This is a genomic window from Corynebacterium sp. HMSC078H07 (assembly GCF_001812805.1).
Classification (GTDB): domain Bacteria; phylum Actinomycetota; class Actinomycetes; order Mycobacteriales; family Mycobacteriaceae; genus Corynebacterium.
On sequence record NZ_KV810494.1, the window covers coordinates 29,706 to 44,618 of the forward strand.

Annotated in this window: 15 protein-coding genes and 1 tRNA gene; 9 read left to right on the forward strand and 7 right to left on the reverse strand. The window is 58.9% G+C overall.

Annotated features, from left to right (window positions below; translation table 11 throughout):
* The first annotated feature begins 247 nt into the window (after window positions 1-247).
* From HMPREF2875_RS08330 to msrB, 4 genes are all read left to right on the forward strand, one after another.
* Window positions 248-322: transfer RNA gene (locus HMPREF2875_RS08330), tRNA-Val, on the forward strand.
* 129 nt (window positions 323-451) lie between these two features.
* Window positions 452-1,102, forward strand: a complete 651-nt coding sequence (locus HMPREF2875_RS08335) for a dihydrofolate reductase family protein (protein WP_070672043.1) — start codon at window positions 452-454, stop codon at window positions 1,100-1,102.
* A gap of 11 nt (window positions 1,103-1,113) precedes the next feature.
* Entirely contained in the window at window positions 1,114-2,310 is a 1,197-nt protein-coding gene (locus HMPREF2875_RS08340; RefSeq protein WP_083311894.1) for a glycosyltransferase family 87 protein, read from the forward strand.
* Window positions 2,307-2,720, forward strand: coding sequence for a peptide-methionine (R)-S-oxide reductase MsrB (gene msrB, locus HMPREF2875_RS08345; RefSeq protein ID WP_070672046.1), 414 nt, complete (start codon window positions 2,307-2,309; stop codon window positions 2,718-2,720). Before HMPREF2875_RS08340 ends, msrB begins: the two co-directional genes overlap by 4 nt.
* 33 nt (window positions 2,721-2,753) lie before the next feature.
* Here msrB and hemQ read toward each other — a convergent pair whose 3' ends face one another.
* On the reverse strand, window positions 2,754-3,455 hold the full coding sequence (gene hemQ / locus HMPREF2875_RS08350) for a hydrogen peroxide-dependent heme synthase (protein WP_070672048.1): 702 nt from the start codon (window positions 3,453-3,455) through the stop codon (window positions 2,754-2,756).
* A 125-nt stretch (window positions 3,456-3,580) separates the two neighbouring features.
* Between hemQ and HMPREF2875_RS08355 the strand changes: the two genes are divergently transcribed.
* A complete protein-coding gene (locus tag HMPREF2875_RS08355; RefSeq protein ID WP_070672050.1) occupies window positions 3,581-4,246 on the forward strand; it encodes a DUF3000 domain-containing protein in 666 nt (221 codons plus the stop codon).
* Between the two features lie 37 nt (window positions 4,247-4,283).
* Complete coding sequence (locus HMPREF2875_RS08360; protein ID WP_070672052.1) at window positions 4,284-5,516, forward strand: HRDC domain-containing protein; 1,233 nt, start codon at window positions 4,284-4,286, stop codon at window positions 5,514-5,516.
* On the opposite strand, the gene dxs is transcribed toward HMPREF2875_RS08360, so the two are convergent.
* From dxs to dut, 5 genes are all read right to left on the reverse strand, one after another.
* The gene (gene dxs, locus HMPREF2875_RS08365; RefSeq protein WP_070672054.1) at window positions 5,513-7,429 is read right to left on the reverse strand and encodes a 1-deoxy-D-xylulose-5-phosphate synthase; all 1,917 of its coding nucleotides are present in this window, start codon (window positions 7,427-7,429) and stop codon (window positions 5,513-5,515) included. The two genes, HMPREF2875_RS08360 and dxs, sit on opposite strands and share 4 nt — an antisense overlap.
* A 99-nt stretch (window positions 7,430-7,528) precedes the next feature.
* A complete protein-coding gene (locus tag HMPREF2875_RS08370; RefSeq protein ID WP_070672056.1) occupies window positions 7,529-8,839 on the reverse strand; it encodes a class I SAM-dependent RNA methyltransferase in 1,311 nt (436 codons plus the stop codon).
* Window positions 8,832-9,602 (reverse strand): DUF3159 domain-containing protein, encoded by a 771-nt coding sequence (locus HMPREF2875_RS08375; protein ID WP_070672059.1) that lies wholly within the window; start codon window positions 9,600-9,602, stop codon window positions 8,832-8,834. The genes HMPREF2875_RS08370 and HMPREF2875_RS08375 overlap by 8 nt, the downstream gene beginning before the upstream one ends.
* A gap of 27 nt (window positions 9,603-9,629) precedes the next feature.
* Window positions 9,630-10,538, reverse strand: a complete 909-nt coding sequence (locus HMPREF2875_RS08380) for a DUF3710 domain-containing protein (protein WP_070672060.1) — start codon at window positions 10,536-10,538, stop codon at window positions 9,630-9,632.
* A gap of 92 nt (window positions 10,539-10,630) precedes the next feature.
* A complete protein-coding gene (dut, locus tag HMPREF2875_RS08385; protein ID WP_070672062.1) occupies window positions 10,631-11,107 on the reverse strand; it encodes a dUTP diphosphatase in 477 nt (158 codons plus the stop codon).
* 119 nt (window positions 11,108-11,226) lie between these two features.
* Between dut and HMPREF2875_RS08390 the strand changes: the two genes are divergently transcribed.
* Complete coding sequence (locus HMPREF2875_RS08390) at window positions 11,227-11,757, forward strand: DUF3093 domain-containing protein (protein WP_070672064.1); 531 nt, start codon at window positions 11,227-11,229, stop codon at window positions 11,755-11,757.
* A gap of 61 nt (window positions 11,758-11,818) precedes the next feature.
* Here HMPREF2875_RS08390 and HMPREF2875_RS08395 read toward each other — a convergent pair whose 3' ends face one another.
* Window positions 11,819-12,109 (reverse strand): DUF4193 domain-containing protein, encoded by a 291-nt coding sequence (locus HMPREF2875_RS08395; protein WP_039675725.1) that lies wholly within the window; start codon window positions 12,107-12,109, stop codon window positions 11,819-11,821.
* Window positions 12,110-12,423: 314 nt separating this feature from the next.
* Between HMPREF2875_RS08395 and ppgK the strand changes: the two genes are divergently transcribed.
* Window positions 12,424-13,209 carry a polyphosphate--glucose phosphotransferase gene (ppgK, locus tag HMPREF2875_RS08400; RefSeq protein WP_070672066.1) on the forward strand — a complete coding sequence of 262 codons (786 nt, stop codon included), beginning with the start codon at window positions 12,424-12,426 and terminating at the stop codon, window positions 13,207-13,209.
* 201 nt (window positions 13,210-13,410) lie between these two features.
* Window positions 13,411-14,895: an RNA polymerase sigma factor gene (locus tag HMPREF2875_RS08405; RefSeq protein WP_070672069.1), complete on the forward strand. Its 1,485-nt coding sequence runs from the start codon at window positions 13,411-13,413 to the stop codon at window positions 14,893-14,895.
* Window positions 14,896-14,913: the final 18 nt, after the last annotated feature.

Here is a 14,913-nt window from a genome sequence, read left to right on the forward strand (position 1 = left end):
GGTGATGCGCTACCAACTGCGCTACATCCGCATTGCATCTTCCCGGCTAGTGTGCCGTGGTGCGAGTAAAGACATTATCGTGCACCGTCCCAGTTTCCAAATCCGCAGCCCACGGCAATAATTCCACCAACTACCAAAGAGCGAAGATTACACCGATGTGATTGAGACTCATTTTCGGCGAAAATCTGGTTGAGCTGGGCGATTAGGGGGTTAGTCCAACTGCGGTGTAGCTTAAGGGCTGCACCGAGGTTCTATAGCTCAGTGGGAGAGCGTTCCGTTCACACCGGAAAGGTCGCTGGTTCAATCCCAGCTAGAACCACCACAACCCGCAGCTATGCTGCGGGTTTAGTTGTTTGTGTAGTACGGCATGTGGGGACAACATGGATACAGAGTAGCTGGACCATGGATACAAAGTAGCTGGCCGCAGCTAGCCCACGTACCCTCGGGCGTCATGGATGACACCGCACTCATTAACTCGTTGCTGGGCCCGGATAGCGAGGGCATTCGCCTTATCACGGTCAGCACTCTCCATGGCTCGGCGACTATTGACGGAACCTCGGACCCTATGGGAAATGACGCCGATGCCAAGCTATTTGCCGCGCTACGTGAGTGGGCGGACGTTGCCGTGGTTGGCTCGGGCACGGTGAAGGCGGAGGGGTATGAGGCGTCGACTAGCACGCGCCTCGCCGTCTTTAGCCATTCCCTTAATTTTGAAGGATTCGAGGAATTCATCGCCGGCAGTCCCATTATTCTCACCCCAGAGGATCGTGCGGACTCCGAAGAGGCACACGCCTTGGCTACAGCTGGTGCGGAGATTGTGAGCACTGGTACTGGCACGGTCACTGAAGCCATCGAGGCTCTTCGTGCACGCGGCGCTACACGAATTTCCTGCGAAGGTGGACCGTCAGTCTATTCTGTCTTCATTGAAGCTGGACTTGTGGACAAGCTGTACCTGACAATGGATCCGCATCTGTCACCCTCAGTGGAAAAACCTGTTGTCGACGGCAGCGCGACGTCGCCCGCACTGCGCTTGGAGCTCGAAAACGTCACGCCTGTCGACAGCACGGTGTTTCTGCGCTACCGGCGCATATCAACCCCGTAAACTCTCTTGCCGTGACTTCTCTGGCCTCCTCTCCCCCGACCCCTGCCCGTCTGTGGACAGCCGCCGCGTGGCCGGCCGCCGTCGTTCTCGTGTTTCACCGTGTTGTCGTCCTTGCTTTTACAGGGACGGTCACGGATGACTTCGGCACGGTGTATCGTGCGATTCGCCGCTTCTGGGATGGTGCGCCAGTATATGAGCAGGATTATTCCTCCGTAGAACCGCTCTACCTCTACAACCCAGGAGCAACCGCACTACTCTCTCCCATGGGTATCGTTTCGGAGGACCATGCACGCTACGCTTTCATCCTCGCCAATGCTGTAGCCATTATCGCCGCACTGGCGCTCCTCACTCGCTATGTGGGCCATAGCCTGCGCGGCCCAGTATTGCCCATCAGCATCGCGGCTGCTTTTGCCTCCGAGTCCGTCATTAACACCTTGGTGTTCACCAACATCAACGGCCTACTGCTGCTGGCCATGGCAGCCTTTCTCGTCCTTGTGGAAAAGCACGGCTGGGCAGCAGGCCTGTGTCTCGGATTAGCCATTCTGGTCAAACCCCAATTCGCGCCGCTGCTTTTCCTCGCACTCGTGCGCACCCGGTGGTGGGCATTGGGCCTCGGCCTAGCCGTGCCCATCACTGCCAACCTCATTGCCTGGCCGCTCATTCCGGGCGCTAAGGGATTCCGCGAGCAACTTCTGCCCTATCTTTCCACGACACGTGACTATGCGAATGCTTCGTGGCCAGGCGTAAAGGCCTACTTCGACATGCCAGGAGCCCTCTACTACCCCATATGGCTGCTGTTCGCTGTCTTGTGCGCCGTGGCCATCCTTGGTTTGCTGCGCTGGCGCGATTCCGAGCCCGAATTCTGGGCACTGAGCACCACCGGCGTCATCATGGCCGGAATCTTTTTCCTGTCATCGCTAGGACAGCAGTACTACTCCATGTGGCTTTTCCCCATGATGTTCACGGTTCTGCTGCATCGCTCGGTCTTCCACACGTGGGGCGCATGGTTGGCGGCATTTTTATTCTTGGCGCCGTTCGAGTGGACGTCGACAAGCATGCCCACCGCCGCACATTGGATGAGTGTGTTCATCGCCACCATCGGGTGGGGTTTGCTCATTGTGGTCACTGCCGCGTCGGTAATCGGCTGGTGGATATCTGAACGCAATGGTGGCCGGAAGGCGAACAAGAGCGATAAAATCCCCGCATGACCGATTTCAAGCTCATTGCGGATACCGAATGGCGCAAGCGCCTCACCGCCGAGGAATACTACGTCCTACGTGAGGCCGGAACCGAGCCCCCACACGTTGGCGAATACACCAACACCACCACCGAAGGTGTGTATTCCTGCAAGGCCTGCGGCACCGAGCTTTTCCGATCTACCGAAAAGTTCGAGTCCCACTGCGGTTGGCCGTCCTTCTTCTCCCCTCTCGCGGGAGACAACATCATCGAACGCGAAGACAACTCGCTTGGCATGCGCCGCGTCGAGGTGCTGTGCGCCAACTGCGAGTCGCACTTGGGCCACGTCTTCGAGGGCGAAGGCTACGATACCCCTACCGACCTGCGCTACTGCATCAACTCCATCTGCCTTACCCTCGAAGAAAAGCCGGTCGAAGGCTAAACCGTCAACCGGCTATCGGCGCTATCGCTGCCCTTAAGGCAAAATCGCGATAAGCTCTGCAACATCCTTGACGCGGCGGCCCGTGTGGAACGGGATTTCCTCACGCACGTGGTGGCGCGCCTCGGTGTAACGCATGAGGTACATCAGATCGACGATGCGGTGCAGCTCAGAAGCCTCAAAGGCAAGGATCCATTCGTAGTCACCAAGAGCGAAGGCCGGCACGGTGTTCGCGCGAACGTCCGGGTAGTCTCGGGCCTGCATGCCATGCTCCATAAGGATGCGACGGCGCTTTTCCTCATCCATGGTGTACCAATCGTAGGAACGCACGAAGGGGTAGACGGAAATCCACTCACCGGGCTCCTCGCCCATGATGAAGGACGGCAAGTGGGACTTGTTGAACTCTGCTGGGCGGTGCAGGGCGTTGCCTACCCACGTCACCTCAGACACCTGGCCTAGGACCGTCTCACGGCGGAAATCAGCAAAAGCCTTTTGAATGTCGGCGAATTCTTCTGCATGCCACCAAATCATAAAGTCGGCAGATTCGCGCATGCCGGACAGGTCATAGACGCCACGCACGGTCACAACGCCAGCCTGCTCGAGGTCAGCAAAAAACTTCTGTGCCTGCGCAATGGCCTGTTCACGCTCGGTGCCTAGCGCGCCAGGAATTACCTGGAATACTGCGTGCTGCGAATACCGCTGGACCTTATTGAGCTCGTTGAAGTTGACCTTCGACATGCTTTTCTCCTTGCTCGGAAGCGACTAAAATTCCTATCCATCATAAGTTGTAGACCTTGCCGTGCGCCACTAGCCCACGGCGCGCCTTCCCCCGCTTGCGGCACAGAACTTATACGTTGTTTCCCGTGAGCAATTCAGACGTTTCTTCGCGCACCTTGGCAGGGGCACCGACCAACCTGCACGATCGTGCTTCGTCCGCCAACGGCTCCCAGTCTGCAGAGCCGGCGACTCCGGCCGCTTTCACAGAGGCAGTTGAGTCCCTCCATGCTGCGCAGCTGCGCCCTGAGATCACGTTGGGCACCATCCGTCCTCCGCAGCGCCTTGCACCGTTTAGCCACGCCATTGGTTTAGAAGTCGAGCGCGGACACCACGACGCAGACATCGTTCCTACCGATTCCGAGGGCGATGCGTTTGGCCGTCTCATCTTGTTGCACGATCCTGGCGCTGAAGAAGCGTGGGAAGGTGCCATGCGCCTTGTCGCCTATATTCAGGCTGACCTGGAGGATTCGGTAGCCGGCGATCCGCTGCTTCCCGACGTCGCCTGGGAGTGGCTCACCGAGTCCCTCGAGCTGCGCGAGGCTACCCACACCAATCTGGGTGGAACCGTAACGTCAACCTCCTCGGTGCGCTTTGGTGAAATCGGCGGTCCGCCGCGCGCTTACCAGCTTGAGATGCGTGCGTCCTGGACTGCTGAGGGACTCGACTTGGCACCTCACGTCGAAGCATTTTCCCAGGTACTTGCTCTCGTGGCTGGCCTGCCGCCGGAGGGCGTGGCCGAGCTCGGCCGCTAAGCACTGCGATACACAATTTCACTGAGGAGGCTCAGGGATGACCGAACTGCGCCAAGTGCCCAAAGATGGTACTCCGAAGGTCCTCACTTCCCCGCGTGACTTCCGCGCAGCTGCTGACCGACTGGCAGCCGGTACTGGCCCTTTTGCTATCGATACCGAGCGTGCCTCCGCCTACCGCTTCGATGACCGCGCCTTCCTCGTGCAGATTCGCCGGGAAGGCGCCGGAACGGTCTTGCTAGCCCCAGAGAATCGCCGCGCGGAGTTTAGCGCCGCACTCGCCCCCGTTCTCACTGGCCAAGACTGGGTTATCCACGCCGCGCCTTCTGATCTTCCCTCGTTGGCGTGGTTGGGACTCTACCCGGGAACGCTTTTCGATACAGAGCTAGCCGCCCGCTTCGCAGGTTTTGCCCACCCAAACCTGGGTGCCATGGTGCTGGAGCTTTTCGACGTCGAATTGGAGAAGGGCTACGGCGATTCCGACTGGTCCGAAACCCCCATCCCGCAGAAGTGGCGCAACTACGCGGCACTCGACGTCGAGCTTCTCAACGAACTGGCAGTAGCATTGCGCGACATCCTCGCAGAGGAGGAGAAGCTGGACTGGGCTTACGCAGAATTCGACCACATCGCTGCCGAACATGCTGGCATCACCGCACCAGAGCCGCGTTCGTGGCGCGAGCTCAAAGGCATATCCTCCCTGCGTTCGCGCGAGCAGCTTGCCGTGGCCCGTGAGCTGTGGCAACGCCGCGAATCTAGTGCGCGTTCGCAGGACATCGCTCCCAATCGTCTGCTTCCCCATCGCGTGCTCGTGGAGATCGCGCGCCGCGTTCCCACCACGCCCTACGAGATCAACAAAATCAAGGGCTTTCCACGTCGCCGCGGCGGAGCGACGCTGCAGTGGCTCGATGCCGTCACCACGGCGCTAGAGCGCCCCAAAGAAGAGTGGCCGGTACAGCTACGCAGCCCGCAACCGGTGCCCTCAAAATCGGTCTTTACCCGCGAGTTCCCCGAGCTCTGGTCGGTATATCAAGACATACGCGGGAGCTTTGAAGAACTTGGTGACGAGCTCACCATGAGCTACGAGCTCATCCTCAAGCCCCGCCTGGTCCGCGCAGCCGTATGGGCTGCCCTAGGACCTGAAGGCGGAGTGGCCGGTGAGATTTCTGGTTCTGCCGACATTCCAGGTTTCCTGCTCTCTCAAGGTGCACGCGAGTGGCAAGTAGAGCTTGCCGCCCCGCTCATCGCAGACGGCCTCCACGCCTTCCGTGGTTAGGCCTCGCCTGAGCCTTCCTCGTCGCTGCGCACAGCAACCCACTCCTCGACCGACTGCGCAATGCCTTGCGGGGTAATACCGAACTCTTCGAGGATTTCTCCACGGCTGGCGTGGCGCGGGAAGGTGCTCGGTATGCCGAGGCGATGCACCGGAGTATCCACGTCTGCTGCATCAAGAGCCTCAGCGACCATGGAGCCCACGCCGCCGCGCAGCACGCCGTCTTCGACAGTCACGACAAGGTCATGGTCGGCAGCGAGCGCCACAATGGACTGCGGAACGGGCACTGGCCACCGCGGGTCCACCACCGTGACGTTGAAGCCGCGTGCCTCAAGCAGTTCAGCAGCACCCAGGGAACGGGTGCTCATAGCGCCGACAGAGACAATCAGAACATCGGTCGCCGCGCCGTCAGCGTCGTCGGAATAGCGCAGGATGTCCACGCCATCATCCAAGCGCTTGAGTTCATCTGTATCCTCAAGCAGATTGCCCTTGGGGAACCGGACGACAGTGGGGCCATCATCAATAGCGATAGCCTCGTTGAAGAGCTCGCGGAGCCGAGCACCATCACGTGGCGCGGCAATGCGCATACCCGGCACAATGCTCATAAACGCCATATCCCACACGCCATTGTGCGACGGGCCATCGGAACCGGTCACGCCCGCGCGATCGAGCACGATGGTCACCGGCTGTTTGAGCAAGGCAATGTCCATAATGACCTGGTCCACCGCGCGGTTGAGGAAGGTGGAATACACCGCCACCACCGGGTGCATCCCGGCCAAAGCCAAACCGGAAGCAGAGGCCATAGCATGCTGCTCAGCAATTCCGACGTCAAAGAAGCGGTCCGGAAATTCATCTTGGAAAGGTGCCAAACCGGTAGGTCCAGCCATCGCTGCCGTAATTGCCACAATGTCTTCACGGGCCTGTCCGGCCTTGATAAGCTCTTCGGAGAAGGCTGCGGTCCACCCCGGCTGCTTCTGGCCTTTGGACACACCGGTAACCGGGTCAATAGCACCAGTGGAGTGCATCTGGTCCTTCGGCTCATTGACAGCCGGAGCAAAGCCGTGCCCCTTCTCCGTCACCGTGTGGACGATGATGGGTCCCTCATAATCGCGGGCATAGCTCAGCGCACGGACAACGGCATCAATGTCGTGGCCATTAATAGGGCCGACATACTTGATTCCGAGCTCTGGGAACATCTCCGTGGGCATCACGGTGGATTTAACGCCTTCCTTCATGGCATGAAGGGCATCAAAAGTACGCTCACCAACCCAGCCCATGGACTTTAGGCGCTTTTTGCCCAATTCCATGAACTCGTCATAACCATGCTGTGCGCGGATACGACCGAGGTTTTCCGACAAACCGCCGATAGTGGGCGAATAGGAACGGCCATTGTCATTGACCACGATGACCACGTTGCGGTCTTTATCAGCGGAAATATTGTTCAGTGCTTCCCAGCACATGCCGCCGGTCAAAGCACCATCGCCCACGACTGCCACAGCGTTGCGGTGCGATTCGCCTCGAATCTTGAAGGCCTTGGACAGGCCGTCCACCGTGGACAGTGCGGCCGATGCGTGCGAAGACTCCGTCCAGTCGTGCTCTGACTCAGTACGGTCGGTATAGCCAGACAAACCACCTTTCTGACGCAGCGTATCGAACTGCGCGGTGCGGCCGGTCAGCATCTTATGCACGTAAGACTGGTGGGAAGTATCGAAGACGATGGGGTCTCGTGGGGAGTCAAAGACGCGGTGAATCGCCACGGTGAGCTCCACCACACCCAGGTTAGGGCCAAGATGGCCGCCGGTGACAGACACCTTTTCAATGAGGCGCTGGCGGATATCCGCCGCGAGCTCGGCCAGCTGCGTCTTGCTCAGAGCCTTGAGATCGGCTGGCGATTCAATGGAATCCAGAATGCTCATAGCGCTGCCGTCAACCCCTTCATCGTTCGTACTTTCCTTACCACCGTACCCGCTTATGTACGTGACACGACAATCACTAGTCCATGCATCTCATCCGCGTTAGGCCGCAGGGACGAGGAGTGCCAAAGTCTCAAAATGATGGGTTCCCGGGAAAGCGTTGACCATGGCTAAGCGGTGTAGGCGGTAGCCGTGTTCCGACCACGAAGCCAGGTCACGGGCAAAGGTGGCGGGGTCGCAGCCAACGTGCAGCACGTTGCGTGGCTCCGCCGTGGCTACCGCAGCGATAACGTCTGCTCCTGCACCGGTGCGCGGAGGATCCAAAATGACAGTGGTTGGCTTCGGTAGCTGGGCCGCAATCTCCTCGACTTTGGCGGTGCGAAACTCCACATCGATTCCTTCAAGTCCTGGCTGTGCCCCAGAAGCTGCGGGCGAATAATCAATGGAATACACAGTCGTGTGCCCTCCCTGCGGGGCAGAAACTTCCGCTAGAGCTGGTACAAACAGCCCCACACCGCCATAAAGATCCCACGACACGATCGGTTCGTTGGCATCCACTCGTGCGTCGTCTCGCTGCGCAGAATCACCGCTCGCTTGTGCGAGCCACTCACGTGCAATACGGGTATAGGTATCAGGCGCTGCGATATGTGCCTGCCAAAAAGCCGTGGGCGGGAAATGGAATTCATGGCCATCCGCTCGTTGCACCACATTCTTTGTCGGGGCTTCAATGACCTCTCGCACGGTTTCGATGCGGCGTCCGCGCGGCGCTTTACGAGACTCGACGACGTGACGGTTGCCATCGCTGTCCATGACCGCAATGACCTCCGCACCAGGTGTGAAAGTACGGGCATCGGGGCCAACGAGACCGTCGACCAGCCCCGGCACCAGTTGGCTACAGGCAACGTCCGTGATGAGTTCGGTCGAACCACGTTTTCTGGTACCAGCACGCCCCTGCTTGTCGACGCCCAACCGTACCCGAGTTCGCCATCCTCGTTGCGGTTCTAAGTCGATGCTCTCAACCTCGGGAGTGTGCTCAATCCGCGCAACGCGGCGAATTTGGTCATGCAAGACCTCAACCTTGATTCCCGGTTCTGCGGCTGGGTCCAATTCGGCGAAATCGCAACAACCGGCTCCTTGCTGTGCTGCCGGGCACGAGGACTCCACGCGGTACTCCCCTGGCTCGATTACCGCATCACGTTCTGCCTCTATAAATGCCTTCTTGACCTTCCGTGCGGTCACGGTGAGACGATCTCCGGGAAAGCCTCCCGCAACGAAGCACACACGGCCATCCGGTGCGGCACCGATGCCGACTCCGCCATGCGCCATCCGCTCGATGGTGATATCGAAGGATTGCCCCTTTGTGACGCGTTGAGCCGCTTCAGCGGCAGATGCGGTGGCGTCAGGATTAGTCATCGATGGTCTCTTTCTCAGTGGTGGCGTCCTCAGTAATGGCGTCTTCGGTGTTTTCTGACGCTTCGTCCACGGCCGCATTGGCGCGGCGCACCATCCACACGGTGAGCAGGGTGACGACACCGGTCAGCGGCCAGCCCATGATGATGCGGACGATACCCAGGGTGGTCGTCGCGTCGGCATCGTACAGCGCGCGTTGCACAGCGAAGCGGGCGATGAAAACCACAGCCCAGCCGGCCGTAGCCCACGCATAAGCGCGGCGAGCCTTCGGAATCGTGCGCCAACTCATGTCATCGCCGTTGAGGCCCTTCCACACCACGCCAACCAATGGCCAGCGCGCAATGATGGATATCACCGCGACGATAAAGAGCGCCAATGACATCCAAATTCCGTAAAGGAAGTAACCTTTGGCATCCCCTGTAAACCACGCGATGCCCGCGCAAATACCTACTCCGAGCAGACCCGACAAGGCCGGCTGGAGAGTTTCCTTGCGCAGGAGGCGCCACACGCTAATAAGCAACGCCACACCTAAGGCAGCGATGAGCGCTGGCCCCAAGCCCCAAACGTTATTCACCGGGATGAGGACGAGGACCGGCAACGTCGCTGAGACTAGGCCCGTTAGTCCGCCCATCTGCTCCAAGAGGGAAGGTTCAGCTTCTGGCTCTGCCGTCGCCAACTCTTCCTGCGATGTGTCCAGCGCAGCGCCTTCGTTGTCCAGAGAATTAGCGGCCTCGTGCTTATCCGCGTCAGGGTTAGGTGTGGTCACGGTGGTGAGTGGTCCTTGTCGGTGGGGTTAGTTCTTATCCGTGTCATCGAGCTCACGCAGCTGTTCGCGAGCCTGGGCTTCGGCACGAGTTTCGTTCTCGCGGCTGTTGGAAGCTTCTGGGGTGCCGGCGTCTGCGTTGTTGGCCGCCGCTTCTTGCTGGCGCTGCTGAAGGGCCTGCGAAACCTGTTCCGCCAGCTGCTGCGGCAACATCACGGGCAGGGAGCTACCCGCAAGGATCGGGTCCTCACCACGGTAGATGAAGGTGCGGGCAACGACTTCGCGGCCGAGTTTAGCCAGCTCCTCTTCCTTCCCCGCCGGGGCTGCCAGCGTGAGACGGTACATCCAGCGCGGGCCTTCCACACCGATAATGCGGATGCCACCCTTGTCACTAGTGCCAACGATTTCCGAACCCCATGGCCCATTCTCTGGGTGGGCAGAGAAGCCATCAGACTCCAAGCCATTGATGATGTCGGCGGCGGATTCCGCCCACTGGCCCGGGGTGCGCGGGGCAGCGAAAGCCACCGGAGTCATCCGACCATGCGGGGTGAGGATGTGAAGCATACGGGGGCCATCCTGGCCCATCTCTACCTGTACTTGGGATCCCTTGGGAAGCGGGATACGCATCGAGCCAAGGTCGAGCAAGCCGACAGAGAAATCTTCGAAGTTGAACTCAGCAATATCGACGGTGTCGCCATCGTAGGGGCCCATGTCGCCGTTGACTGCGTCGTGGGCTACGGCCTTAACTCCCAACCCTGCGGCACTATCGGCCCTATCGGCGATATCGTAGTCCTCGCTTACGGGGCCTGCCGAGTGCGAAGCGTTAGCATCAGTGTCTTCGTGCGCCGGTGCGGCAGCACCCGATGCTGCCTCATCGCGCTCAACAGTGCTCTCTGAGTTGTTCTCTTTGTTCTTCTTGCCAAAGGGCCACAACGCCATTGTCTGTGCCTTTCTGCTAATCGGTGTGGTACGCACGGTGTTCGTTTCAGTGCGTGCTGTTTTAGTGTGTACCGGGGGGATGTACAGGGGTCCTAGTTCACGCCGGTGGAACCGTAACCACCGTCGCCGCGTGTGGTGTCATCGAGCTCCTCAACCTCGCTAAAGCCCACCAGCTCTACGCGCTGCACAATGAGCTGCGCGATACGCATACCGCGCTCAACCTCAAAAGTCTCGGTTGGATCGTGATTAATGAGACATACCTTAATCTCCCCGCGGTAGTCCGCATCAATAGTCCCCGGGGTATTGGTAACGGAGATGCCATGTTTCGCGGCCAAACCTGAGCGTGGGTGAACCAATCCCACCGTGCCTAGCGGCAAGGCAAGGGCAATACCGGTTCCAACTAGGGCGCGCTCACCGGGACGCAAGGTGACATTATGTGCGGCATACAGATCCGCACCAGCATCGCCTCGGTGGGCGCGCTTTGGCAACGGAAGCTCTTTATCAAGGCGCTTGACCTTGACATCACCAAAAGGACTTACCGGATCTACAAGGGGGTGTTGCTCATTCACTCGGCCCAGCCTACCTTGTCCCCTCTTACTGGGGACCACGTGGCAGGGGGTGCTCGCGGCCAACATGCTCCCCTGGGAGGTTAGGCTCCCTCATCGAGTGGTGACTAGAATCGAGGGCCATGACTTCCAGTTCCTCGCCTGCCGAGCAGAGCCCTGCTGCTGATTCCCCGGTCGTTCTCTACCGCGAGCGCCAGTGGGTGCCGTGGTACTGGTGGCTAATGGCAGCATTCGTTGTGGTGATTAGCACAGCAACGGTCAGCCTTAACCGCGGAATTCTGTGGGTCATCATTCCCGCCATCCTGCTGTCCGCCATCGCTGTATGGGTATTGCTGACATGGTCCAGCACTGTTGTACAAGTAGAGCAAGACAGCGACGGCACGAGATGGCTGACGGTCAAGGAAGCGCAGCTTCCTCACGATGTGGTTTCACGGAGCACTGCGGTGCCCGCCACCGCACGTCGCAACGCTCTCGGCCCGCAGTTGGACCCAGCAGCTTTTATTGTCACTCACGGCTGGGTTCCCGAGCACGTCATGCTCGTCCTTGATGACCCCGAGGACCCCACCCCCTATTGGCTCATTGGCTCAAAGAACTCCGAGAAGCTACTTGCTGTTTTCGTCCCTGACCAAGCCGGAGCGAATGCGACTAGCTAACTATGCCCTCAGTGCCCATTGTGCCCACAGTCGCTAAAGGGCGACATATTTATGCGGCGCTTTAGGCGCAGTCCTTACACACAAGCTCGCCGTTCTCTTCGTGGTCCAAGCGCTTGTTGGACTGGACGAGGAAGCATACCGAGCAGGTGAATTCGTCTTCCTTGCGCGGAACGACGGTGACGTTGAGCTCTTCGCCGGTCAGGTCGACTGACGGCGGCTCGAATGCCTCAACGATTTCGCCGTCATCATCCATGCCATTGTTGTCATTTTCCGCTGCTTTGAGGCCCTCGAGAGAGTCAGCCTCAAGCTCGTCTTCAGCGCGGCGACGCGGTGCGTCATAATCGGTGGCCATAGTGTTCGCCCCTGTGTGTCAGATCGATGGGAATGTGTATTTATCGACGGCATCCTAAACCACGCACGCCTTACTGTCACACTCACCTCGCCGCGGGGGCAGAATTCCCTCCACCCCCACACCACACTCCGGAAATGTTTTCCCAGTACAGTGACTTTTTCACGTGGCTTTTCCGGCCAGGAAAAATTACCTTGATCCACCTCACATAGAAGGCACTACACCTCTTTTAGGCGCCGCCCATGTCGTCGATGCCACGCCAAAATGACACCGCAATGCTCGCACATCATGCGAGACAGTTGCTTAAACTAGTCACCATGACTGCGCAACACTCACAGCACCAAGCGCCTCACCATGAGGGCCACTCTTTCGGTATCGATGTCGGCGGCTCCGGAATCAAGGGTGCCGAAGTAGACCTCGCCACTGGAGAATTCGTGGGAGACCGCCTCAAGATTGCTACTCCCAAGCCAGCCACTCCGGAGGCAGTTGCCGAAGTTATTGCACAGATAGTCGCTGAGAAAGGCTGGGATGGCCCCGTGGGCATCACCATGCCCGCTGTGGTCAAAGAACAGGTCGTTCGCAGTGCCGCCAATATTGACAAATCTTGGATTGGCATCGACGCCCAAGAGTTGTTTAGCCAGTACCTTGATACGCCTTTTACGGTGCTTAACGACGCCGACGCAGCCGGCCTCGCCGAAGTTGCTTATGGTGACGACGTGGCCCGCACAGGCCCGGTAATCTTCCTTACGCTTGGCACAGGTATTGGTTCTGCGTTCCTACTCAACGGCCAGCTTTTCCCCAACACTGAGATTGGACACCTCATTGTGGGCGAGCAGGAGGCAGAGCACCAAGCGTCTTCCGCCGTCAAGGAACGCGAGGCCCTCAAGACCAAGCAGTGGGCTAAACGCGTGAACCGGGTGCTCTATGAATACGAAGCTCTGTTTAACCCATCCGCGTTTGTCATCGGCGGTGGCATTTCCCGCAAATTTGACAAGTGGGGCGAACACCTCAGCATTGAAACTCCAGTTGTGGCTGCTCAGCTACGCAATCGCGCGGGTATTGTCGGCGCTGCCATGGCGGCAAAGGAAGGTATTCGCCCATAATCAGAGCAGCGTTCAACTTTCCCAGTTGACCCCAGTCACCGCCAGCAGGAGAAAATGATCTATACTGGGCTGTCGATTACCCAATCTTGAGCGGCGCGCCTCTCCTGCTCATCTCGGAGGCGGGCTAGCATCGGGGACTAGTAGCGATGACTTTGCGCTTCCCCATATTTTCCACACAGAGAGCAAGTCGAAAGGGCGTACGTGGCAGCCACTGATTCTTCAGACCAGGTACTCGGTGAAGGCGAGAACACCGCCGAGGCATCTGCACCTGCACAGAAGACCGCCAAGAAGACGGCAAAGAAAACCGCTAAAAAGACAGCAAAGAAGACGGCTAAAAAGACTGCGAAGAAAACAGCTAAGAAGACTGCCAAGAAGGCGGCCAAAAAGACGGCTAAGAAAACCACTCGCAAGTCTGCTCAGAAGGCTACAAAGAAGGCAGCCAAGAAGACCGTCCGTAAGTCAGCCGCTAAAAAGGCGACGTCTCCGGAGGAGAATGCTGAAGCAACCGAGTCTGATGAGGATCTGATCGAGGACCAGACTGATGACTTGGACGCTGACGCTGCCGACGACGTGGACTTGGACTTTGACCCGGACAACGCTGACATCGACGATGATGACGAGTTCGGCGACGAAGATGATCTGGAAGGCGAGGATGCTGACGACGAGGACGAGGAGGATGGCTCCTCCGTCTGGGATGAAGACGAGTCGGCTGCACTGCGCCAAGCGCGTAAGGACGCGGAACTTACCGCGTCTGCTGACTCCGTTCGCGCCTACCTCAAGCAGATCGGTAAGGTCGCACTGCTCAACGCGGAGCAGGAGGTCTCGCTAGCCAAGCGCATTGAGGCCGGCCTCTACGCGCAGTACCGCATGGACGAGATGGAAAAGGCCCGCGCCGAAGGCGATAAGGCTGCCAAGCTCTCCCCCATGGAAAAGCGTGACATGCGCGCCATTGCTCGTGATGGCCGCAAGGCTAAGAACCACCTTCTCGAAGCGAACCTGCGTCTCGTGGTGTCCTTGGCCAAGCGCTACACCGGCCGCGGCATGGCTTTCCTTGACCTCATTCAGGAAGGCAACTTGGGTCTTATTCGCGCCGTCGAGAAGTTTGACTACACCAAGGGCTACAAGTTCTCCACGTATGCCACATGGTGGATCCGCCAAGCTATTACCCGCGCCATGGCAGACCAGGCCCGCACCATCCGCATTCCGGTGCACATGGTGGAGGTCATCAACAAGCTTGGCCGCATCCAGCGTGAGCTGCTGCAGGACTTGGGCCGTGAGCCCACCCCGCAGGAGCTGGCCAAGGAAATGGACATCACCGAAGAAAAGGTGCTGGAAATCCAGCAGTATGCTCGCGAGCCCATCTCCCTGGACCAGACCATTGGTGACGAGGGCGATTCCCAGCTTGGTGACTTTATCGAAGACTCCGAAGCAGTTATCGCCGTCGATGCGGTTTCCTTCACCTTGTTGCAGGATCAGCTTCAGGATGTGCTGACGACCCTCTCCGAGCGTGAGGCTGGCGTGGTTCGCCTGCGCTTCGGTTTGACCGATGGCATGCCGCGCACTTTAGACGAAATCGGCCAAGTCTACGGCGTTACCCGCGAACGTATTCGCCAGATCGAGTCCAAGACCATGTCGAAGCTGCGCCACCCATCGCGCTCCCAAGTCCTGCGCGACTACCTGGACTAGCCACATGTGAGTCCACGC